The 20,801-nt window shown below is 58.7% G+C and carries 22 protein-coding genes; 8 read left to right on the top strand and 14 right to left on the bottom strand.

Annotated elements, in window-relative coordinates; translation table 11 throughout:
* Positions 1 to 358 precede the first annotated feature (358 nt).
* From MCRY_RS07910 to MCRY_RS07870, 9 genes are all read right to left on the bottom strand, one after another.
* The gene (locus MCRY_RS07910) at positions 359 to 1,540 is read right to left on the bottom strand and encodes a c-type cytochrome (RefSeq protein ID WP_085628934.1); all 1,182 of its coding nucleotides are present in this window, start codon (positions 1,538 to 1,540) and stop codon (positions 359 to 361) included.
* Entirely contained in the window at positions 1,524 to 2,798 is a 1,275-nt protein-coding gene (gene soxC / locus MCRY_RS07905) for a sulfite dehydrogenase (protein WP_085628933.1), read from the bottom strand. Before soxC ends, MCRY_RS07910 begins: the two co-directional genes overlap by 17 nt.
* Positions 2,799 to 2,818: 20 nt before the next feature.
* Entirely contained in the window at positions 2,819 to 4,516 is a 1,698-nt protein-coding gene (soxB, locus tag MCRY_RS07900) for a thiosulfohydrolase SoxB (RefSeq protein WP_085628932.1), read from the bottom strand.
* A gap of 93 nt (positions 4,517 to 4,609) precedes the next feature.
* Positions 4,610 to 5,461 (bottom strand): sulfur oxidation c-type cytochrome SoxA, encoded by an 852-nt coding sequence (gene soxA, locus MCRY_RS07895; RefSeq protein WP_085628931.1) that lies wholly within the window; start codon positions 5,459 to 5,461, stop codon positions 4,610 to 4,612.
* Positions 5,462 to 5,520: 59 nt separating this feature from the next.
* Entirely contained in the window at positions 5,521 to 5,847 is a 327-nt protein-coding gene (gene soxZ, locus MCRY_RS07890; RefSeq protein ID WP_085628930.1) for a thiosulfate oxidation carrier complex protein SoxZ, read from the bottom strand.
* 31 nt (positions 5,848 to 5,878) lie between these two features.
* Entirely contained in the window at positions 5,879 to 6,295 is a 417-nt protein-coding gene (gene soxY, locus MCRY_RS07885) for a thiosulfate oxidation carrier protein SoxY (RefSeq protein WP_085628929.1), read from the bottom strand.
* Between the two features lie 29 nt (positions 6,296 to 6,324).
* Complete coding sequence (gene soxX / locus MCRY_RS07880) at positions 6,325 to 6,804, bottom strand: sulfur oxidation c-type cytochrome SoxX (protein WP_085628928.1); 480 nt, start codon at positions 6,802 to 6,804, stop codon at positions 6,325 to 6,327.
* Between the two features lie 128 nt (positions 6,805 to 6,932).
* A complete protein-coding gene (locus tag MCRY_RS07875) occupies positions 6,933 to 7,511 on the bottom strand; it encodes a thioredoxin family protein (RefSeq protein ID WP_085628927.1) in 579 nt (192 codons plus the stop codon).
* A 26-nt stretch (positions 7,512 to 7,537) separates the two neighbouring features.
* Entirely contained in the window at positions 7,538 to 8,275 is a 738-nt protein-coding gene (locus tag MCRY_RS07870) for a cytochrome c biogenesis CcdA family protein (RefSeq protein ID WP_085628926.1), read from the bottom strand.
* 69 nt (positions 8,276 to 8,344) lie between these two features.
* Here MCRY_RS07870 and MCRY_RS07865 point away from each other — a divergent pair, with 69 nt between their 5' ends.
* The 4 genes from MCRY_RS07865 to MCRY_RS07850 all read left to right on the top strand — a co-directional run bounded on the left by MCRY_RS07865 (position 8,345) and on the right by MCRY_RS07850 (position 11,455).
* The gene (locus tag MCRY_RS07865; protein ID WP_085628925.1) at positions 8,345 to 8,749 is read left to right on the top strand and encodes a thioredoxin domain-containing protein; all 405 of its coding nucleotides are present in this window, start codon (positions 8,345 to 8,347) and stop codon (positions 8,747 to 8,749) included.
* Positions 8,750 to 8,758: 9 nt separating this feature from the next.
* The gene (locus MCRY_RS07860; protein ID WP_085628924.1) at positions 8,759 to 9,094 is read left to right on the top strand and encodes an ArsR/SmtB family transcription factor; all 336 of its coding nucleotides are present in this window, start codon (positions 8,759 to 8,761) and stop codon (positions 9,092 to 9,094) included.
* Between the two features lie 81 nt (positions 9,095 to 9,175).
* Positions 9,176 to 10,237: a YeeE/YedE family protein gene (locus MCRY_RS07855; protein ID WP_085628923.1), complete on the top strand. Its 1,062-nt coding sequence runs from the start codon at positions 9,176 to 9,178 to the stop codon at positions 10,235 to 10,237.
* A 153-nt stretch (positions 10,238 to 10,390) separates the two neighbouring features.
* On the top strand, positions 10,391 to 11,455 hold the full coding sequence (locus MCRY_RS07850; protein ID WP_085628922.1) for a Hint domain-containing protein: 1,065 nt from the start codon (positions 10,391 to 10,393) through the stop codon (positions 11,453 to 11,455).
* 20 nt (positions 11,456 to 11,475) lie between these two features.
* Here the strand turns inward: MCRY_RS07850 and MCRY_RS07845 are convergent, their stop codons facing one another.
* Entirely contained in the window at positions 11,476 to 11,997 is a 522-nt protein-coding gene (locus MCRY_RS07845) for an SH3 domain-containing protein (RefSeq protein WP_085628975.1), read from the bottom strand.
* A gap of 118 nt (positions 11,998 to 12,115) precedes the next feature.
* Between MCRY_RS07845 and MCRY_RS07840 the strand changes: the two genes are divergently transcribed.
* Genes MCRY_RS07840 through speB form a run of 4 tightly spaced genes read left to right on the top strand, consistent with a single transcriptional unit; the run spans position 12,116 to position 15,230 of the window.
* Complete coding sequence (locus tag MCRY_RS07840) at positions 12,116 to 13,102, top strand: 2-hydroxyacid dehydrogenase (RefSeq protein WP_085628921.1); 987 nt, start codon at positions 12,116 to 12,118, stop codon at positions 13,100 to 13,102.
* 51 nt (positions 13,103 to 13,153) lie between these two features.
* Entirely contained in the window at positions 13,154 to 13,834 is a 681-nt protein-coding gene (gene pdeM / locus MCRY_RS07835; protein WP_085628920.1) for a ligase-associated DNA damage response endonuclease PdeM, read from the top strand.
* A 26-nt stretch (positions 13,835 to 13,860) separates the two neighbouring features.
* Complete coding sequence (locus MCRY_RS07830) at positions 13,861 to 14,274, top strand: PaaI family thioesterase (RefSeq protein ID WP_085628919.1); 414 nt, start codon at positions 13,861 to 13,863, stop codon at positions 14,272 to 14,274.
* Positions 14,275 to 14,285: 11 nt separating this feature from the next.
* Positions 14,286 to 15,230 carry an agmatinase gene (gene speB / locus MCRY_RS07825; protein ID WP_085628918.1) on the top strand — a complete coding sequence of 315 codons (945 nt, stop codon included), beginning with the start codon at positions 14,286 to 14,288 and terminating at the stop codon, positions 15,228 to 15,230.
* Between the two features lie 28 nt (positions 15,231 to 15,258).
* Here the strand turns inward: speB and folD are convergent, their stop codons facing one another.
* From folD to ftsH, 4 genes are all read right to left on the bottom strand, one after another.
* On the bottom strand, positions 15,259 to 16,158 hold the full coding sequence (gene folD, locus MCRY_RS07820; protein WP_085628974.1) for a bifunctional methylenetetrahydrofolate dehydrogenase/methenyltetrahydrofolate cyclohydrolase FolD: 900 nt from the start codon (positions 16,156 to 16,158) through the stop codon (positions 15,259 to 15,261).
* A gap of 135 nt (positions 16,159 to 16,293) precedes the next feature.
* Complete coding sequence (locus tag MCRY_RS07815) at positions 16,294 to 17,970, bottom strand: formate--tetrahydrofolate ligase (protein WP_085628917.1); 1,677 nt, start codon at positions 17,968 to 17,970, stop codon at positions 16,294 to 16,296.
* A gap of 136 nt (positions 17,971 to 18,106) precedes the next feature.
* Positions 18,107 to 18,715, bottom strand: a complete 609-nt coding sequence (locus MCRY_RS07810) for an MOSC domain-containing protein (RefSeq protein ID WP_085628916.1) — start codon at positions 18,713 to 18,715, stop codon at positions 18,107 to 18,109.
* A 134-nt stretch (positions 18,716 to 18,849) separates the two neighbouring features.
* Positions 18,850 to 20,769, bottom strand: coding sequence for an ATP-dependent zinc metalloprotease FtsH (gene ftsH, locus MCRY_RS07805; protein WP_085628915.1), 1,920 nt, complete (start codon positions 20,767 to 20,769; stop codon positions 18,850 to 18,852).
* Positions 20,770 to 20,801 lie beyond the last annotated feature (32 nt).

The raw sequence follows: 20,801 nt of genomic DNA, 5'->3' as shown, positions 1-20,801 counted from the left end.
AAAGCCGCCTGTTGCGCATCTTCCGCAGCTTTCACTGCAGCGGCAAGCTCGGTTTCCAACTCGGACAGCCTGGCTTCGAGAGACGAGGCCTGATCGGCCTTTGCCGCCCAGTCTGAATTGCTGCGTTCCAACTGCCCAAGGCGGTCCGTCAAAGCGTCCAGTTCGGACGCGCGGTAGTCCCGTGCAGTCCATCCATAGGCAACCCCAAGCACAAGCGCTGCACCTCCGATAACGGATAAGAACAGACCGGAAGAATGCGCCATGAGACCTCGTGAATTAAGATGTCCTAAAGCTTTGTCTAAAGCTCATCTTAACGGAATTTGCGCGGCAGGATACAATCTTGCCGCGCAAACCCTAATTATTCGAAAGTGGACAGGTAGGCGGTGACCGCAGCGATATCCTCTTCCTTTTTCAACCCGGCAAAACTCATCTTGGTGCCTTTGGCAAAGCCACGAGGATCAGCGAGGAACGCCGCGAGCGTTTCCGGTGTCCAAGCGCCATCCATCTCGGCCAAGGTTTTGGAGTACTTGAACCCATCAACCGCGGCGATATCCGCACCGACGATGCCATTGAGCGCGGGGCCAGAGCGGTTCTTGGCGCCGTCACCGACCTGATGGCAGGCCTTGCATTTGCCAAAGACCTTTTCACCGGCAGCGACCAATTCGGGGTCCGGACCGGCAGCCGCAGCAACAGCAACCGCTTCAGGTTCAGCCGTTTCGGCAACCGGTTCTGTGACGGCCGTGGTCTCTACCACCGGTGCTTCTTCTGAGGCCGCCTCGGCGCCTTCTTCTTCCGGGGTCACGTCCAGTACGGTTGCCCGCATGGTGATCTCGACGCTGTCCTTGCAGTTCTCCATGCAAGGCTCAGTCCGCCAGATGGTGTATTCGGTCTCCGCACGGTCATCGATAATGAACCCGTCTGCGTTGGGCATCTCGACCTCAAGGAAGTTTTCGTTCGACAGAACGAAATCGTCCTCAACAAGGAAGTTCGAATAGAGCATGTACGCGACAATGGCGTAGACCTCGTCATCGGACAGTGTTTGGGCGTTGCCGTAGGGCATGGAGCGGTGGACATAATCCCAAGCCGTCGAAAGGTAAGGCCAATAGCTGCCCACAGTTTTCAACGGGTCGTCGTCAGCAAGCGTGTCTTCGCCCCCTGCCAGCTTGGGCCAGTTATCGACACCTTCGGCAAATTCGCCGTGACATACGGCGCAATTCTCCGAAAAGATCATCTCGCCATCTTCGACTGAACCGGACCCAACAGGCAGGCCAGTTCCATCCGGACTGACATCCAGATCCCAAGCCGCCACTTCTTCCGGCAGTGCAGGACGGCCCAGACCGTACCTGCCTTCGCTGGCCCCGGTCGAGGCGTTTGCCGCGCTGACCATTCCGCTTGACACGACAGGAGCCGCGATTGCGGTCATAACCGCCGGGTTCTCAGGGAACCCCGCAACATTGCGATCGGCAAAATTCACGGCCATTGTCAGCACAGCGATTGTGCCAAGTGCGGTGCCGCCGAATAGATTAAGAGACTTCGACATTTTCTGCCTCCCCGTTGGGCTTTACGTGCCACGTCTGGATACAGTTGTTGTGGTAGATTGAGTTGTAGCCGCGCACATCGCGCAACTGCGCTTTGGTCGGCTGCACGTATCCGGTTTCGTCCATCGCCCGCGACTGGAGCAGCATGTCTTCGCCGTTCCATTCAGTGTCGAGGTAGAAGCGGGTCAGCGCCATCTTCTCGCCCGGCTTGGCCAGACGGGCGGTTTCCCACGTCTTGCCACCGTCCTTTGACACGTCCACACGGGTGATTGCACCGTGACCGGACCAGGCCAGACCTGTGATGACCAGCGGACCCGCGCCATGAGTGATCGGCGCTTGCGGGCTTGGCGAGGTGACGACGGATTTCGCGTCCATCACCCACGTCCATTTACGGCTTGTACCATCGGCAAGCGTGTCGGTGTATTTCGAGGTTTCCTCGCGGCTTTCGACCGCATTCGCCGTCACCTCGATGCGGCGGATCCACTTGACCCACATGTTGCCTTCCCAACCGGGAACGACAAGGCGCACAGGGTAGCCGTGTTCCTTGCGCAGCGCTTCGCCGTTGGCTTTGAACGCCACCAGCACGTCGTCCAGCGCCTTTTCCATCGGGATCGACCGGCCGTTCGACGATGCATCCGCACCTTCGACATAGACCCATTTGTCGGACAGGTCGCCTGCCGCCTCAAGCCCAGCTTCGTTCAGAAGGGTGCGCAGCGAGACGCCGGTATATTCCATGTTGTGGATCATACCGTGGGTGAACTGTGCGCCATTGAGCTGTGCGCCCGCCCATTCCATGCCAGTATTGGCGGCACATTCGCAGAAATACACATGGTTTTCGCGCGGGAAGCGTTCGAGATCGGCATAGGAGAACACCAGAGGCGTATCCACCAAGCCATTGATCATAAGACGATAATCTTCCTTGCGCAGTTCAATCGCACCGGAATGGTGGCGTTCAAACGCGCAGCCCTGCGGTGTGATCGTGCCGTCCAGCGCGTGGATCGGCGTAAAGTTGATCGAGCTTGTGGTGTCAGCGGTCAGCCATTCCACATTGCGACGCACAACATCGCTTTCGTACTGGATCGGCAGGCCGTAGGGCGTGGCATCGACGCCATCGCCAAAGACGACGGCCCAGTCCTGCACTTCGGTGATCAGCGGATCGGGGCCATTGGCCCGCGCAGCGCCCGCAGCGGTCAGACCCGCCGCAGCCGCAGCAGACCCCCGCAGGAACGCACGGCGGGAGGGTTTGAGCATATCAGACATATCTCATACTCCGGTTTAAGTTACGCGCCCACGACCGTGACGCTGTCATTGGGTTTAACGGTGACGGTGCCAAGCTTTTTGATATGCGCTTCGACCACGTCCCAGATTTGCGGACCTTCGGTGTTCTCATTCACGGACGCCCAGCCCGCGACGACATAATTCTTCGCCGGATCAATGGCTTCACCGGTCTTGAGCAGCACCATGTCGGTGATGCGTTCGCCCTGCGGCTTGCCAATATCGATCCGGTAGCCCATGCCACCGATGCGCACCATATCGCCGCCCTGCTGGTAGTAGGGGTCCGGGTTGAAGATATTGTCGGCCACATCTTCGAGGATGATCTTGATGAACTCGCCAGTCATTTCAGACCGGTACGCTTTGCCATAACTCATGGAGGTGACGTTCCAGAGATCCTCGCGGGTGATGTCGTCGCCGGGGATCAGGCTTGGTCCCCAACGCACGCCGGGCGACATGGCAATGTCAGCCTCGCGTTCGCTCATCAGTGCATCACAGATCAGGTCGTCCCACGTGCCGTTAAAGTTACCACGGCGGTACAGCAGGCTGTCGGTCTGGCCGATCACCTCTTCCAGCTCGGCCTTGTAGGGCGCCCGCTGTTCGTCGATGACAGCCGTCATTTCCGCGTCGGGTTCGATGACGTCCGAGAAGATCGGGATCAGCTTATGACGGAAACCCATCATGCGACCGTTCTGAATGTCCAGATCGACGCGGCTGACGAATTTGCCATTGGAACCGGACGCGATCAGAATGGTATCGCCCACCAGCACGGGTTCCGGCAGCGCGTCATGGGTGTGCCCCGTCAAGATAACGTCGATTCCAGTGACCTTGCTTGCCATGCTCTTGTCGACGTCGAACCCATTGTGGCTCAGGCAGACAACGCATTCGGCGCCTTGTGCACGCACTTCGTCAACCATAGCCTGCATGTTTTCGTCACGGATGCCGAACGAGTATTCCGGGAACATCCAGCCGGGGTTGGCAATCGGCATGTAGGGGAAGGCTTGGCCGATGACCGCGATTTTCACACCACCGCGTTCGAAGAACTGGTAGGGCGGGAACAATTCGGCCGGTTCATCCCATTCCGCGTCAAAGATGTTTTGGCCCAGCGCGGCGAAGGGCAAACCTTCGACGATTTCCCGCACACGCTCAGAGCCAAGTGTGAATTCCCAGTGGAAGGTCATTGCGTCGGGACGCAGTTGGTTCATGGCATTGACCATGTCCTGCCCTTCGGTTTGGTAGCAGGTGTAGGATCCGTGCCATGTATCACCGCCATCCAGCAGCAGCGCATCCGGCCGATCGGCCCGGATCGCGTTGACCACAGTGGCCACGCGATCCAGTCCGCCGACGCGCCCATAAGCCTTGGCCAGGGAGGAGAAATCGCCAGAGCTGAGCGCGTAATGGGAAGGGCTGCCGTCATCAATGCCGTAAAGCTTGCGGAAATCGGCCCCGGTGACGTGTGGCACCGCACCGCGATTGTCACCCACACCGATATTCACCGACGGTTCGCGGAAATAGATCGGCTTGAGCTGGGCGTGAATGTCGGTGACGTGGATCAACGAGACATTGCCAAAGGTGTCGAATTGCAAAAGCTGGTCTTGGGTCAGCGCTTGTTGCGCGGCGAGACGGGACCAGTTGCCAAAGCCTGACGCGCCCACCAAAGCGGACGCAGCCATCGACACCTGAAGGAAATCGCGACGTGAAATCATGGGAGGGCCTTCTTGGATTTCCGGACACACATTCGCATGTGTGAATGAGTTGGGTGGAAAAAACCCGCACCAGTGATGGCGCGGGCCTTGGGATTATTGACGGACCGACGGACCTTCGACGCTCAGGCCATTGCCGCGCGATGCGACATACAGCTCGAGTGCCACGAATTCCGGCGAACCGACAGCATATGTCTCGGCGCGCGTGTCGCGGATACAGCCACGGAAGCGGTTGTGCGTCTGCACCAGACCCGCGTTCTTGAGGCGGTAGGTCGGGAAACCGTTGATCTGACCCTGAGACAGGTGGTCGGCACGGATGTAGTTGCCGTAATTGTCTTCATGGCAGTTCGCGCAGGACAGTTCGAGCTGACCGTAGCGGGTGTAGTAGATTTCCTTGCCTTTTTCGTAGTATTCGGCGGCGGGGCCGTCGATTGCCACGTCCACAGGCATGCCACGCGATTGCACTGTGATCAGTGCTTCCATCGCTGTCATTTCGGCCTTGTCGTACTTGTACGCTTCGGCGCCCATCTGTTCGGTGCGGCAGTTGTTGATCTGCATCGCAAGCGTCCGCATCTCACCTGCGTCGGCGTTCCATTTCGGGTATACCGCACGGACACCAGCCAAGCTTTCGGGGCCTTCGTGGCAAGACGCACAAGATTTTTCGGCTGTGCCATCCACTGTGTTCCACGCGTCCGTCGCCTGATCCACAGCGATCATGCCGGGATTGTCGAAGGTGTCCATCTGCATGGCTTGCGTGTCGTCTTCACGAAAGTGCCAACCCGACATGATCGTATCAATGCCGGTTTCCGCCATGTGTGCAGGTGCAGCCGTTTTCGAGATCATTTCCTGACCGTCGATCGAGAGCGTGTCGTCATCCGCGCCACCCGCAAACACCATCGGGGCCGAAATCGCCAGCGCGGCGAACGCTGTCAGTGCCTTATATTTCATTCTGTTCCCTCCCAAAATTACCCCTGCTCCGAAAGTCCGGAACAGGGAGGAGCTTCTGCTCAGACCGTGATGGCTTTGTTGTCGTTGTAGACGGACCCGTCATCGTCATACCAAGTGAACGCGAATTCACCTGCTTCGGGCACTGTGGCCTCGAATTCGAAATACGGGTTGGTCGAAATCGCCGGCTCCATTGTGATGTCAATCACAGTCTGGCCGTTGAATTCGCAAGTGAAGCGATTGATGATCGAGCGCGGGATCGGGTTTCCGTCGCCGTCTTTGCGCTGGCCCGACTCCATCGGGTGGCTGATCAACGTCTTAATGACGATCGCTTCGCCAGCAGAGGCGGACTTGGGAACCTTGACGCGGGGTTTTACACCGGATGCCATGTTTTATCTCCTGAAATCTGTCTGTTGACCGTTAGCCGCCGCAGCCGCCGATGGTGACCTTTACGGTCTTCGAGCTGCGAGCAAAGCTGCCATCTGCCAGTTTGGCGATGGCGATGACGTCCTGCGTACCGGCAAGACGCATACGCGTGCTGGCGGTTTGGGACGCGGCGAGCGGGCCAAAGTTGAACGTTGCAACGCCGGGTGTCGGGTTGCCTGCGGCCAGAACCAAAACCGAGGTTGCGCCCGGAGCGGAAACCGCGATCGGCACGGTGTTACCGTTCTCGGCAATCTCGGGTGCGGTCAGTTCCACACCTGCGTCGCCCACTGCGGCGCCACCCGTGAATTCTGCGATCACATCGTCAACCGCTGCATTGGCGCGGAACGGCAGGACGAAGGTCAGCGCCGCTGCCCCACCCAGTGCCAAGGTTTCGCGTCTTGTGAAATCCATGTCTTATCTCCTAATCCAGTGACGGCAGATCAGCTGCCCTTGAGCGTCATGAGAAACGCCACCACATCTTCGATTTCCTGAGCCGTAAGGATGGGCGTCAGGTCTTCTTCCTTTGCACCTTTTCCGGTGTAACCATCACCGGGTCGGATGAATCCGCTGGTCTTGTAGAAGGCGGGCATCACGCTGCCTTCGAACGTCATCTTGGCGTTGGCAATAATGCCGCGCAGCTCTTCCGCGCTGCGATAGTCCGCGATGCCGTCGAGTGTCGGACCAACTTCGCCGTGGAACGGCGCATCATTCAGCGCGGTTACAGCATGGCATGCAACACAGTTGCCTTTGCCACGGCTGGTCATGATCTTGGCGCCGCTGGCGGCGTCGCCGTCCGAACCGGACAGAGATGCCTGGATCGCACCGTATTCGTCGAATTGAACCTCGCCCGGAGTGATGGGGTTGGCGATGGCTGCGGTCGCGAAAATCACGACAGCTGCGGAAATACCTGTTAGCTTCATTGTCCCTCCCTTACCGCCCGATACGTTGACCGAGCTGACATATGGCTTTGTATACCGTAGGCCACAGACGTTGATTCACGCAACAACAAATTCACAGAAGTGAATAATTGAGTATGAATGTCGCAGGATCAGTCCGTGCTTCCGTTGCTTCTTTCCTGGATCATGCGCGCATGGTATCTCTGAAAATCCTCTTCACCTTCAAGTAGATACCGCTTTTCGGCAACCCAGGTGAACATGTCCAGTGTTGTCCCTTTGCCAAAGGCTCCGGGCATGACCGCGACGGACGCTTCTAGCGCGTTTTCGCCCTCCGGAACCTCTTCGGGAAGGAAAACGATGTTCGGCGTGAACAGCACCCGCCACTTTCGGGCCATGTCTTTTTCGGACATGACTTCGCCGTCGAAATCCGTGACTTCGATGTCGCCATGCAGGTTCAACTGCACGACAAAATAGGTCTCTGCGATGAAGTCACTGACCGTCGCGTCCGAAAACACCTCTTCATGCATCTTCGAGCAGTAGATGCATCCACGCTGTTCAAAAAACAGGACCAGCCGCTTGCCTTCGGCGTTGGCTTCCTCAAGGTCTTCGCGCAAGTCCTTGAACGTATCGCGCATCCAAGGTTGCTTGTGCAGACCATCATCTCCAAGCTCTGCCGCCGCCACCGGAAGCGCCATCAGAAGCGCCAGTGCGCCGCCCAGAAAATGTTTCATCTTCCTTCCTCCTCCTCAGTTGGCGGTCATCCCAGCGATGACCAATTCGGAAACCACCGTAGCATGGCATCCGCGATCAGGTTCACAGTATCGGTCGCGATTAGAACCGCGAACAGGATCAACATGCCGCCCATGACCTTTTCGGCATAGCCCAGAAAACTGCGGTTGCGGGCCGTCCAGCGCAGGAACGGGCCAGAAAATAAGGCCGCGACCACAAAGGGTGCGGTCATGCCGATCCCGTATACAAATAAGAGCAATCCGCCTTGGAAGATATCCCCCATCCCCCCGGCGATCATCAGGATCGACGCCAATGCCGGGCCCACGCAAGGCGTCCAGCCGAACCCAAAGGCCAAGCCCATCACATAGGCTCCGACCAGCGTGGTGGGTTCGGTTTTCGCCTCGACCCGCGCTTCGCGGTAGAGGATCGGGATTCGCACAACGCCAAGAAAGTGAAGACCAAACCCGAGCAACACCGCCGCCGCTACATAGCGCAAAGGTTCACGGAAATCTGCAAAGGCCTGGCCAACGGCTGTTGCGCCCATGCCAAGCAATACGAAAATCGTGGTAACGCCGAGCGCGAACAAACACGCTGACAAAACGAGGTTCCATGCGATCCCTTGCGGTACGTCTTCTTCGCCCTTGAGCTCATTCATGGAAATCCCGGCCATGTAGCACAGGTAGAACGGCACCATCGGCAGGATGCAGGGCGTAAAGAAGCTCAGGATCCCCGCAAGAGCCGCGCCCGCGAAAGAAATATCGAACATGGACGGAGATTCCTTGAATTATTCACATATTCAAATTAAGTGTTTTGTTATGACGCCGTCAATTGGTGAATGATGAATGCCCTGAATGCTCTTGCGCTTGCCGCTGCTGTCTTGGTTGGACCGACATGGCCCGCGACGGCCTTGGCCGAGCCGTACCTGGTGATGGTCGAACAGCCGGGCTGCATCTATTGCGAACGTTGGGATGCGGAAATCGGTCCTGCTTATCCCAAGACGGATGAAGGCAAATTTGCGCCTCTTATTCGGGCAGATTTGCGTCAGGGCCCACCCGAAGGCATCACTTACGCGCGCCGCGTGCTTTTCACACCGACATTTGTTCTGATAGACAACGGCCAAGAACAGGCACGTATCGAAGGGTATCCCGGCGAAGACTTCTTCTGGCCGCTGCTGACAAAGCTGCTGGAGGACAATACGGATTTCGCAACGTCCACCGGGACTGAAACGGTCAGGAACTAGAGGCACGGCATGGCACTTCCCCAGCTCAGTCCAGATCTGAACGAAGACGAACTCGACCGTATCGTCGACAAGGCCACAACTGCGTCGAACTTCCTGAAAGCGATCAGCCACGAAGGTCGCCTGATGATCCTGTGCCACCTTGTGACCGGTGAAAAATCCGTGACCGAGCTCGAAGAGCTGCTGGCTGCCCGTCAGGCTGCGGTATCGCAACAACTGTCCCGGTTGCGGCTTGAAGGTTTGGTCATCCCCAGACGCGACGGCAAAACCATCTACTATCGCCTCGCTGACGACCGGCCACGCAAGATGCTGGAATGCGTCTATGATCTTTTCTGCAAAGACGACTGAGTTCGCGCCTCACTCTTTCCTTGCTCTCACATCGCGCTGATCGCATACTTGCCAAGGGAGCCTGTCTTGGGAGGACAGCACATGCTGGAGAGCGTTCCGGAGCACATTCTTGTGGCCGCTGTCGGATTGTTTGGAGGTGTCCTTCTGGGGCTGGCCGCCAGACTGGGCCGTTTCTGCACCTTGGGCGCAATCGAAGACTTGCTTTACGGCGGATCAGACACGCGCATCCGGATGTGGGGCATCGCCATCGGCACGGCGATTATCGGCAGTTTCGGCCTGATGGGCGCGGGAATCGTCGAGGCAGGAACAACCTATTACCTCTCGATCAACTGGCTGCCATGGGCCTCTGTCATCGGCGGGTTGATGTTCGGCTATGGCATGGCGCTTGCGGGCAATTGTGGCTACGGCGCGGTGGCTCGATTGGGCGGCGGTGATCTGCGCAGCTTTGTCATCGTGTTGGTGATGGGCGTGTCGACCTATGTCGTCCTCAGCGGCCCTTTGGCCCCTCTGCGTGGTATGCTTTTCCCACAAAGCCCAGTCCTTCCGGGCGATGTGCCACCGGGAATCGCACACGCGACCGCCAATTGGACCGGTATGTCCTCGACCGCTATTGGGCTGACCATCGGACTGGCCTTGCTGGTCCTCTCGGTCAGTTCACGCGCCTTTGCGGAAAGCCCCAAGTCAGCTCTCTGGGCTGGTGTCGTCGGCATCGCCATCATCAGTGGCTGGGCAGGCACATCGTGGGTTGCAAACACCGGGTTCGAAGCGCTTCCGGTGGTCTCGCACAGCTTTGCCGCACCATTGGGTGAAAGCATCATGTGGTGGATGATCGGGTCGGCGCAACCTATCAGCTTTGCTGTTGGGTCTGTCGCAGGTGTCTGGTTCGGCGCGTTCATCGGGTCTCTGATCAAAGGTCATTTTCGTTGGGAAGCCTGCGAAGACCCACGCGAATTGCGCCGTCAAATCTTTGGCGCGGCACTTATGGGCGCTGGGGCGGTGATCGCATTGGGCTGCACAGTCGGCCAAGGGATCAGCGCGTTTTCGATGCTCGCCTTCAGCGCGCCAGTGACGTTTCTTGCCATTTTCGCAGGCGCCGCCCTTGGACTTCGCCAACTGATCGTCGGTTTCAACCCTGCAGAATAACGCTTCCGCAACGTAATCCGTTGCTCAAGAATCACGGTACTCAACTAATTTACCGCCTTGCTGCGGCACGGCGAAATTTTGCCTGCAAACGTTTTCAACGACAGTTAATCTTTAGATAAAAAATAAAACTAAAGAGAGCAGGCATACAGGAATATGGGAACGGCTTACAATGGCACGTTCGTCATCTCCTGGTCGCAGACAACTATAGACACGCTTCAGTCGGCTCCGGTCGATTTCCTGAAGGTCGGTGTGACATGGGGTTGGGAAGGTGAGGCCGTCCGCGTCGATGGCCCCAACGATCTGCTGCGACTGGACGATGCAGAGGGTGAGGCAGACAGACGCAAACGTGCCGCGCGCATGGTGCGGCGGCTGGTTGGTGCGGCCATCGAACAGACCAATGATCTGACAACGGTCTCGATTGACCATCCGGTTGCTGACAAGTGTTTCGTGCTGACCGATGGTCACAGCACATATACCGCCACGATGATCGAGTCCGGGACCCGCAAACCGCCTTTGTTGATGTTCTTCAACGCGCTGCCACCCCGCAATTGTGATTTGTGGGTTGTGCACGCGTCCCTGACCAACGTCATCACCCAAAGCGAGGCAGAACACCAAGGTGCGGTGATCTGCTTTACCCCCGGCACCCGCATACTCACACCGGATGGCATCAAGCTGATCGAAGACCTGCGCGAAGGTGACCACGTCCAAACCAAGGACAACGGCGCACAGCCGATCCAATGGATGGGACAACGCCGGATGAGCGGAGCCCGGCTCTTTGCGATGCCGAGACTACGCCCGATCCGTATCCGAGCCGGGCTGTTTGGGCTTGATGAACCTGACGAAGACCTCTTGGTCTCTCCGGAACACCGCATGCTGATCAAGGGCCGCGTCGCAATGGACCTTTTCAACACGCCCGAGGTTCTGGTGGCCGCCCGCGATCTTGTGGACCACGACCGAGTGTCAGTCGACCTGAACGTGCGCGAGATCACCTATGTCCACATGCTCTTGCCGCAGCATGAGATCCTGTTTGCAAACGGTGTTGAATCAGAGAGCTTCCACCCCGCGAATGCCGCCCTGTCCACGCTAGACGCGTCTGACCGGGTGCGTCTGCAAGAGATGCTGCCTGACGTTGAATACAACCCACAAGGCTATGGCACTTATGCCCGCCGAAACCTGTCGTCATCCGAAGCCGCGATCCTGATTCATCGGGCAGCCTGATCCGCCCGACCGCAGGCTGCCTATTCGAACACGTCGTTCGGCTGGACCCCCCAATAGGCGCCTTTCCGCGCCCAGCCGCGGTAACCACCGGCCGAGAGTTCACACCATTCGGATTGGCATTGGCGCAGTTCGGCCACAACACCCAAGGACAGCTGCGCGTTGACAGGCGACGCCGGGTCCGGCCGTGCATGAAGGTTGAGCAAGTCAACTTCGACAATCGCAGTGCGGACACCCGAAAGCAGCGAGTAATGCACCCAGCCGCCCGCGCCATCGCGGTCCTGCACCCGCCGCCAATGGCCGTGTTCGGCTGTGATCTGCAGGGGCATGTTGCGGCGCTTGTAGACCCAGTCGATTCGATGGGACAGCGAAGGCCCGCGGCGCACATTGCCTTCGCTGGCCTTCATTGAAACAAAGCGCGGCAGCGGCAGATTGGTCACCGATCCACGTTCTGCAGCGACCGCAGGCGCAGCACTTAGCATCCCCACGATCAATGCAACGGCCACGGATTTGCCCGTCAACGTCCGGAACGAAAGCCAGCTCATGTGATGCGCCTCAATTTGCTTGGTTTTTTGGTTTTTCACGGCAGGTTCTTGTGCCTGCCGCGGCTTTGGGACACTGTGCCAAAACCTGACACGCCGGGGAAGTAGTGGGAGCGAAAGCATGTCATCAAAACGTCTGAGTGTTGTCGTCACGCGACGTTTGCCGGACGCCGTCGAAACGCGCCTGAAAGAACTGTTCGACGTCCGTCTTCGTGACAGTGACGCGCCGATGACGCAAGCCGAACTGATAGAGGCGGTGAAAGAGGCGGATGTTCTGGTTCCAACTGTCACAGACCGGATCGACGCGGGCCTGATCGGCCAAGCCGGAGAGCGTCTGCGCCTGATCGCTAATTTCGGCGCTGGCGTTGATCATATCGACGTCGACACCGCCCGCAGCCGTGGCATTCTTGTATCGAACACGCCCGGTGTCGTCACTGAAGACACAGCCGACATGGTGCTTGCCCTGATGCTGAGCGTCACACGCCGCCTTCAGGAAGGCCTCAGCGTTATGCAGACCGGCGATTGGCAAGGCTGGGCCCCGACCGCATTCCTTGGTGGTCGTCTGGGTGGACGCCGTTTGGGAATCCTTGGCATGGGCCGCATCGGACAGGCCGTTGCCCGCCGCGCCAAGGCGTTTGGCATGCAAATCCACTATCACAACCGGCGCCGCCTGCGTCCCGAAATAGAAGACGCGCTTGAAGCGACCTATTGGGAAAGCCTCGACCAGATGGTCGCACGTATGGACGTTCTATCCGTCAATTGCCCGCACACGCCGTCGACCTTTCACCTTCTTAATGCACGGCGTTTGAAACTGCTCAAACCCAGCGCAGTGATCGTGAACACCTCGCGCGGAGAGGTGATCGACGAAAATGCCCTGACCCGCATGCTCAAGACAGGCGAATTGGCAGGCGCAGGCCTTGACGTCTACGAACACGGCCATCGCGGCAATCCCGAACTGCGCAACATGCCGAATGTTGTCATGCTCCCCCACATGGGGTCGGCCACCCAGGAAGGCCGCCTAGAGATGGGCGAGAAAGTCATCATCAACGTCAAAACATTCGCCGACGGACACCGCCCGCCCGATCAGGTGGTGCCCGCCATGCTGTGACAGGGGCCATTGGCCCTTGCCAATAGCCTACGGTCGGGCGATGAACAAATCATGAACACGCTAGAGTTTTCTTTTCGCTCCGAAACCTTGCACGCCCTACCCTCGGGCGCGCTTTATTGGCCGGCGCAAACCCTGCTTGTCGTATCCGACCTGCACTTGGGAAAATCCGCTCGTGCCGCTCGCTTTGGTGGCGCGCAACTGCCGCCGTATGAAACAACCGAAACACTCACGCGTCTGTCCAACGACCTTGATAGCACCGATGCTCGCCGCGTGATCTGTCTTGGCGACAGCTTTGATGCACCGACGCTTCAAACAGCCCTGCCCGACTCCGACCTCCTGACCCTGACAACGCTGCAAGCGGGTGTTGATTGGGTCTGGATCGAAGGCAACCACGACCCCGGTCCCGTTCAGCTTGGCGGCACACACCGGCACAGCCTCACGGTCGGCCCACTCACCTTTCGCCATATCGCAGAAACCACCCCAATACCGGGCGAGGTCTCGGGGCATTACCACCCCAAAGCCACGCTCTCGCTAAGAGGCCGGGCTCTGACGCGCCCGTGTTTCCTGTTTGATACAACTCGTTTGATCCTTCCCGCCTATGGTGCCTTCACCGGCGGGTTACACAGCCACGACCCTGCCCTGACACGCCTGATGTCCCCCACGGCTGAAGCCATCCTGACCGGGCCGACGCCGTGTAAAATCCCTATGCCAGGCCGCGCCCTCTTGTCTTGACCTGCGCGGCATGCTCACTGTTTCGCATGACTACGAACCCCCGCATTCAAGCCAGCTTTGACAGTCAATCCATGATGGCCACCTTCGGCGCCGAACTGATCGAAACCGGCCAAGGCACTGTGACAATCATTGCCCCGATTCTGCCGGGGTCTCGCCAGCAGCAGGGCTTTGGTCATGCCGGTCTGACCTTCTCCATCGGCGACAGCGCAGCAGGCTATGCCGCCCTGACCCTGATCCCCGACCATCAGGAAGTTGTCACCGCAGAGATTAAAATCAACTTGCTGGCCCCGGCCATTGGCGATCGTCTGATCGCCCGTGGCCGGGTGATCAAACCCGGACGCCGCTTGATCGTTGTGGCCTCTGATGTCTATGCCGAAACCGATGGCACCGAGCGCCATATCGCCTGTCTCATCGGCACCATGATGCCTGTCGACCTTTGAAGGAGTAGTAAATGCCGACATACAATCAGCCCTTAGGCGGCAACGACTCCCCCCGGTTTTCTGGCCCCAACACAATGATGCGCTTGCCCGCGCAACCCACGGCTGAGGGACTCGACGCCTGTTTTGTCGGCATCCCGATGGATCACGGCACATCGAACCGCCCTGGCACCCGGTTAGGCCCACGCCAGATCCGTGAAGAAAGCCGCATGATCCGCCCTTTTAACATGGCGACCGGCGCGGCACCGTTCGAATGTATGCAGGTGGCGGACATTGGCGATGTCGCGGTCAACACCTTCGATCTGAAAAAAACCATCGGCATCATCACCGACAAATACCGCGAGATTCTGGAACACGGCACGATCCCCCTGACACTAGGCGGCGATCACACTCTGACATGGCCGATCCTGCGCGCGATCAAGGAAAAGCACGGGCCTGTCGCGTTAATCCATGTCGACGCTCATGCAGACACCAGCGACGAAATGTTCGGCGAGAAAGAAGCCCACGGCACCCCCTTCCGCCGCGCATGGGAGGAAGGCTGCCTGCAAAACAACAAGGTCTGGCAGATCGGCCTGCGCGGATCAGGATATTCACCGGACGACTGGAACTGGGCGCGCGATCAGGGCTGGACGGTGATCCCTGCCGAACAATGCTGGTACAAATCGCTGGCCCCGCTCATGGCAGACATCCGCGAAAAGATCGGCGATGCGCCAGTCTATCTCAGCTATGACATCGACAGTCTCGATCCCGCCTTTGCCCCGGGTACAGGCACGGTCGAGATGGGCGGTCTCAGCACGTGGCAGGCGTTGGAAATCGTGCGGGGTTGCGCAGGGTTAAACCTTGTCGGCGGGGACCTGGTCGAAGTGTCGCCACCGTTCGACATCACGGGCAACACTGCCTTGATCGCATCGAACCTGCTGTTTGAGATGCTTTGCGTACTGCCCAAGGCCCAGAAATAGAAAAGCCGGGCAAGCGCCCGGCGTCTCCCTATGCTGTAAGGCCTTCGGGCTCTGTCACCCCAAGCGCCCTGCAGCATGCGGTCAGGGTATTGGCCAGCAGACAGGCGATCGTCATCGGCCCCACCCCGCCCGGCACCGGAGTAATCGCGCCAGCGACCTTGGACACCTGCGCAAAATCAACATCACCCAATAGCTTGGTCGCGCCCGGTCTATCGGGATGCGGGATGCGGGTGATGCCCACGTCGATCACAGTCGCACCGGGCTTGACCCAGTCGGCTTTGACCATCTCGGCCCGGCCCACCGCTGCAACAAGAATATCCGCACGACGGCAGACAGCCGCCAGATCCTTGGTACGCGAATGTGCGATGGTCACGGTGCAGTTTTCCTGCAGCAGCAATTGCGCCATCGGCTTGCCGAACAGGTTTGACCGCCCGATCACAACGGCGTCCAGCCCCGACATGGCATCGATCTGGTCGCGAAGCAGCATAAGACACCCCAGCGGCGTGCAGGACACCAGCCCCTTTTCGCCACTGGCCAGAAGACCGGCGTTGACCACACTCAACCCGTCCACGTCCTTGGCCGGATCAATCCGCGCGACAACAGCACGTTCATCCAGATGATCTGGCACCGGGAACTGGCACAGGATGCCATGCACATTGGGATCTGCGTTCAACTGGTCGATCAGGGCAAACAGATCAGCCTCGGACACGTCCGCAGGCAGCTTGTGCTCGAACGATGCCATGCCAACCTCGACCGTTTGTTTATGCTTGGCCGCGACATAGACCTCGCTTGCCGGGTCTTCACCCACGAGCACAACCGCCAGTCCCGGCGTGATGCCGTGATCGGATTTCAACCGGGCCACGTGATCTGCCACCTTCCCGCGCACTGTCGCAGCAAAGGCCTTTCCGTCGATGATCCGAGCGCTCATGGTCTGTCCTTCTTCTTCTTTTTCCAAATATGCAAACCCGCCTGAACCCATCCGCAAACAGGCGGCCGTCAGATGCGCCTTGCGGGATGGCGGGTGGGGCGATGGGCAAAGCCCGAGAGCCCACCCGCCATCAGTTTAAAACAGCCCTTCGATCTGGCCTGCATCGTTCAGGTGGATGTTCTCCGCTGATGGCACGCGCGGCAGGCCCGGCATGGTCATGATCTCACCGCAGACCACCACGACGAACCCCGCACCGGCCGAAAGGCGCACTTCGCGCACCGGCACCGAATGGCCGGTCGGCGCACCGCGCCGGTTCGGGTCGGTTGTGAAGGAATACTGTGTCTTAGCCATGCAGACGGGCAAATGGCCGTAGCCCTGATCTTCCCAAAGCTTGAGCTGGTCGCGGATCTTCTGATCCATCAGCGCCTCATCCGCACGGTAAATTCGCTTTGCGATGGTCTGGATCTTGTCGGCCAGCGACATCTCGTCGGGGTAGATGGGTGCAAAGTTCGCCTGCCCCGCATCTGCCACCTCGGCGACTTTACGCGCCAGATCGGCAGAACCTTCGGACCCCAGTTCCCAATGACGCGACAGAACCGCCTCGGCGCCATGCTCACTGACATAGGCCTTGATCGCCTCCACTTCGGCATCGGTGTCGGTCACGAAGTGGTTGATCGCCACAACCACCGGCACGCCGAAGGATTTGAGGTTCTCGATGTGACGGCCCAGGTTCGGGCAGCCCTTCTTGACTGCTTCAACGTTCTCGGCCCCCAGATCGGCTTTGGCCACGCCGCCATTCATCTTCATCGCGCGAACTGTGGCCACGCAAACCACCACCGACGGCGCAATGCCTGCCTTGCGGCACTTGATATTCATGAACTTCTCGGCGCCCAGATCAGCCCCGAATCCGGCTTCGGTGACCACGTAATCCGCCAGCTTAAGCGCCGTTGTCGTTGCGATCACCGAATTGCAGCCATGGGCGATGTTGGCGAACGGGCCGCCATGCACAAAGGCCGGGTTGTTCTCGAGCGTCTGCACAAGGTTCGGCTGCATCGCGTCCTTGAGCAGCACCGTCATCGCGCCTGCAGCTTTGATGTCACGGCAGAACACCGGGCTGCGATCACGCCGGTAGGCCACGATCATGTCGCCCAGACGCTTTTCCAAATCCTTCAGATCATTTGCCAGACACAGGATCGCCATGACTTCCGACGCCACGGTGATATCGAACCCCGCCTCACGCGGGAAACCGTTTGCCACACCGCCCAGCGAGCAGGTGATCTGCCGCAACGCCCGGTCGTTCATGTCGACAACACGACGCCAGACAACGCGGCGGGTGTCAATATCCTGCTCGTTGCCCCAGTAGATATGGTTGTCGAGCATCGCCGACAGCAGACTGTGCGCACTGGTGATGGCGTGGAAGTCGCCAGTGAAGTGCAGGTTCATGTCCTCCATCGGAACCACCTGCGCATAGCCGCCACCAGCAGCCCCGCCCTTCATGCCGAAGTTCGGCCCAAGCGAGGCTTCACGAATGCAGATCATGGCTTTCTTGCCAATGTGGTTCAGACCATCCCCAAGACCAACCGTTGTTGTGGTCTTGCCTTCACCCGCAGGTGTCGGGTTGATCGCAGTGACAAGGATCAGCTTGCCATTTGGGCGGTCCTGCACCGAATTGATGAAGGACTGGCTGACCTTGGCCTTGTCGTGGCCATAGGGCAGCAGGTCGTCCGACCCAATCCCAATTTTCTCACCGATCTCCATGATGGGGCGCTTCTGCGCCTCGCGGGCGATCTCGATATCCGATTTGTACGACATGAAAGGGCTCCCCTGTTCGGAACGTCATTTGCCCAACGCATACCTTTGTGCACCAGAGCCATGGCACGGTGAAACCGACACTTCCCGGCAAAACTGCGGCGGGATTGACACCGCGGCGTCGCCAATCGGAAACATCTCAGCGTTTCAGTGACGCGCGGGCCTTGTCCAGATGCGGCCAGACCGGTTGATCCGGCACGTGCAGGCGTAAATTTTGCCCCAAAACCAGCATTCCAGGTCGTTCGACCCACGCGGTCACACCTCGGCGATTCTGCGCCGCAGCCTTGAATGCCTTTCCCTTGCCGGGATGCAGCGCCTCGATCTCGCGGGCCGGAAGATGGCATGGTCGGTTTTCCATGTCGATGATCAGAGTGACCCCGTCCGGCCCCTGCAGGCGCGACGACGGTGGGACGAGGGTGAAGTCCGGAATTCCCTTTATCACGAGCGACGCACCCAGCCAGACGGGATCAATCGCCTCTAATCCCATTTCCATTGCAATGGCGGTCAGGTCTTCCGCCGACAGAACCGACAATTGCCGCACATTCGAAATCTCGGTGCCTCGGGGATACTGAGTTGTGACACGGCTGCAGGATGGTCGCGTGCGCCCGGAATGCCGCTCACCCTCCGGGCCGTCAAAGCCCAGCTCCAAACGGTCCGTCTGCGCGGACAGAATGCTCTCCCCTTGCACGGGCACACGGCCAATCCAACGGATCTCCGCCATGAATTCGGTAGGTTTCAATGCTGGCATGGGATCACCTCCGGTTCAGTTGGCAGCTAGAGACCCTGCTCTACCCAAAAGAACAACCCGAAAGGTGCACATGCAGAAAACAAAACCCCGGCGCCACGCGGACGCCGGGGTTTCAAATGTCGAACTTTTGTCGATCAGACTGTGGGTTCCGGCTCCAGATCGCCATCATCCTTACGAGCTTTCGACTTTGGTTTGGTTTTGGGAATCGCGGTAATGCTGGGCGTTTCAGGTGCACCACCCGACGCATCACCATCGCCTGAATGCGGCGACTCGCCCCGCATGACGCGTTTGATTTCTTCACCGGTCAGCGTTTCGTATTCCAGCAAGCCCTGCGCCAGTCGATCCCACTCATCCTTACGCTCTGTAAGGATGGCAAAGGCACGATCGTACGCATCCTGAATAAAGCGTTTGACCTCTTGTTCGATCATCTCTTTCGTATTCGCCGAAACCGAGAAGCCAGCCGTGTTGCCGCTATAGCCTTCGGCGGCTTCGCGGTAGTCGATATTGCCTACCTTGTCCGACATGCCCCACTGAAGCACCATCGCGCGCGCCAAAGCCGACGCTTGCTGGATGTCACCCGCGGGTCCGTTCGACACGTTCTCGGGGCCGTATTTGATGATCTCAGCTGCCTTGCCTGCCATTGTCATGGCCAGCTTTTCCTCGCACTCGGATTTGTGCCAGTTCAGACGGTCGATTTCCGGCAACGACACCACCATACCCAATGCGCCACCGCGCGGGATGATCGTGGCTTTGTAGACCGGATCACACTGAGGCAACGCCAACCCGACAACGGCATGGCCCGCTTCGTGATAGGCAGTTTTCTCTTTCTGGTCCGGTGTCAGCACCATAGAACGGCGCTCCGCTCCCATCATGACCTTATCCTTGGCGTTCTCGAAATCTTCCATCGTCACAAAACGACGTCCGACACGTGCCGCCATCAGGGCTGCTTCGTTCACGAGGTTGGCCAGATCAGCACCCGAGAAACCGGGTGTGCCGCGCGCGATGATACGCAGGTCCACATCCGGACCAAGCGGTGTCTTCCGCGCATGCACGCCGAGGATTTTCTCGCGGCCTTTGATGTCAGGGTTAGGCACCGTGACCTGACGGTCAAAACGGCCCGGACGCAGAAGGGCGGGGTCAAGCACGTCACGACGGTTGGTCGCCGCAACGATGATCACACCTTCATTCGCCTCGAACCCATCCATTTCGACCAGAAGCTGGTTCAGGGTCTGTTCACGTTCATCATTGCCACCGCCATAGCCAGCACCTCGGGCACGGCCCACAGCATCGATTTCGTCGATGAACACGATGCAAGGCGCGTTTTTCTTGGCTTGTTCGAACATGTCACGGACGCGGCTTGCACCGACACCGACAAACATTTCCACAAAGTCTGAACCAGAGATGGTGAAGAACGGTACGCCCGCTTCGCCCGCGATTGCACGCGCAAGCAGCGTCTTACCCGTTCCGGGAGGTCCGACAAGCAGAGCGCCCTTGGGAATTTTACCGCCAAGGCGAGAAAATTTCTGCGGGTTGCGCAAGAACTCTACGATCTCACCAAGTTCCTCCTTGGCTTCGTCGATCCCTGCCACATCGTCAAAGGTCACACGACCATGCTTCTCGGTGAGCAGCTTGGCCTTGGACTTGCCAAAGCCCATCGCGCCACCTTTGCCGCCACCTTGCATCCGGTTCATGAAGTAGATCCACACACCGATAAGCAGCAGGAAGGGAAGCAAACTCAGCAAGAAGGACTGGAAGCCGGATTGTTGCTGTTGCTCAGCCCGGATCGGGACGTTGTTGTCGATCAAAAGATCGGTCACTGTCGCGTCTTCCGGTTTGATCGCGATGTAGTCTGACCCGTCAGTGCTGCGGAAGCGAAGCTGTTCGCCATCCAGCGTGACCGAGCTGACCGTATCATTCTCAACTGCCGAAACGAAATCGGAATAGCTGATTTCGCGACTCTGCAAGGTGTTTCCACCACCAGAGAAGATGTTGAAAAGAGCAAGGATCAGCAGGAATAGGACGACCCAAAAGGCGATATTACGTGCGTTGCCCAAGGAAAATTCTCCTGAAATTGACAGGGGCGGGA

This window comes from Marivita cryptomonadis, from assembly GCF_002115725.1.
Lineage (GTDB): Bacteria > Pseudomonadota > Alphaproteobacteria > Rhodobacterales > Rhodobacteraceae > Marivita > Marivita cryptomonadis.
This window is presented reverse-complemented; position numbering and strand designations above follow the sequence as displayed.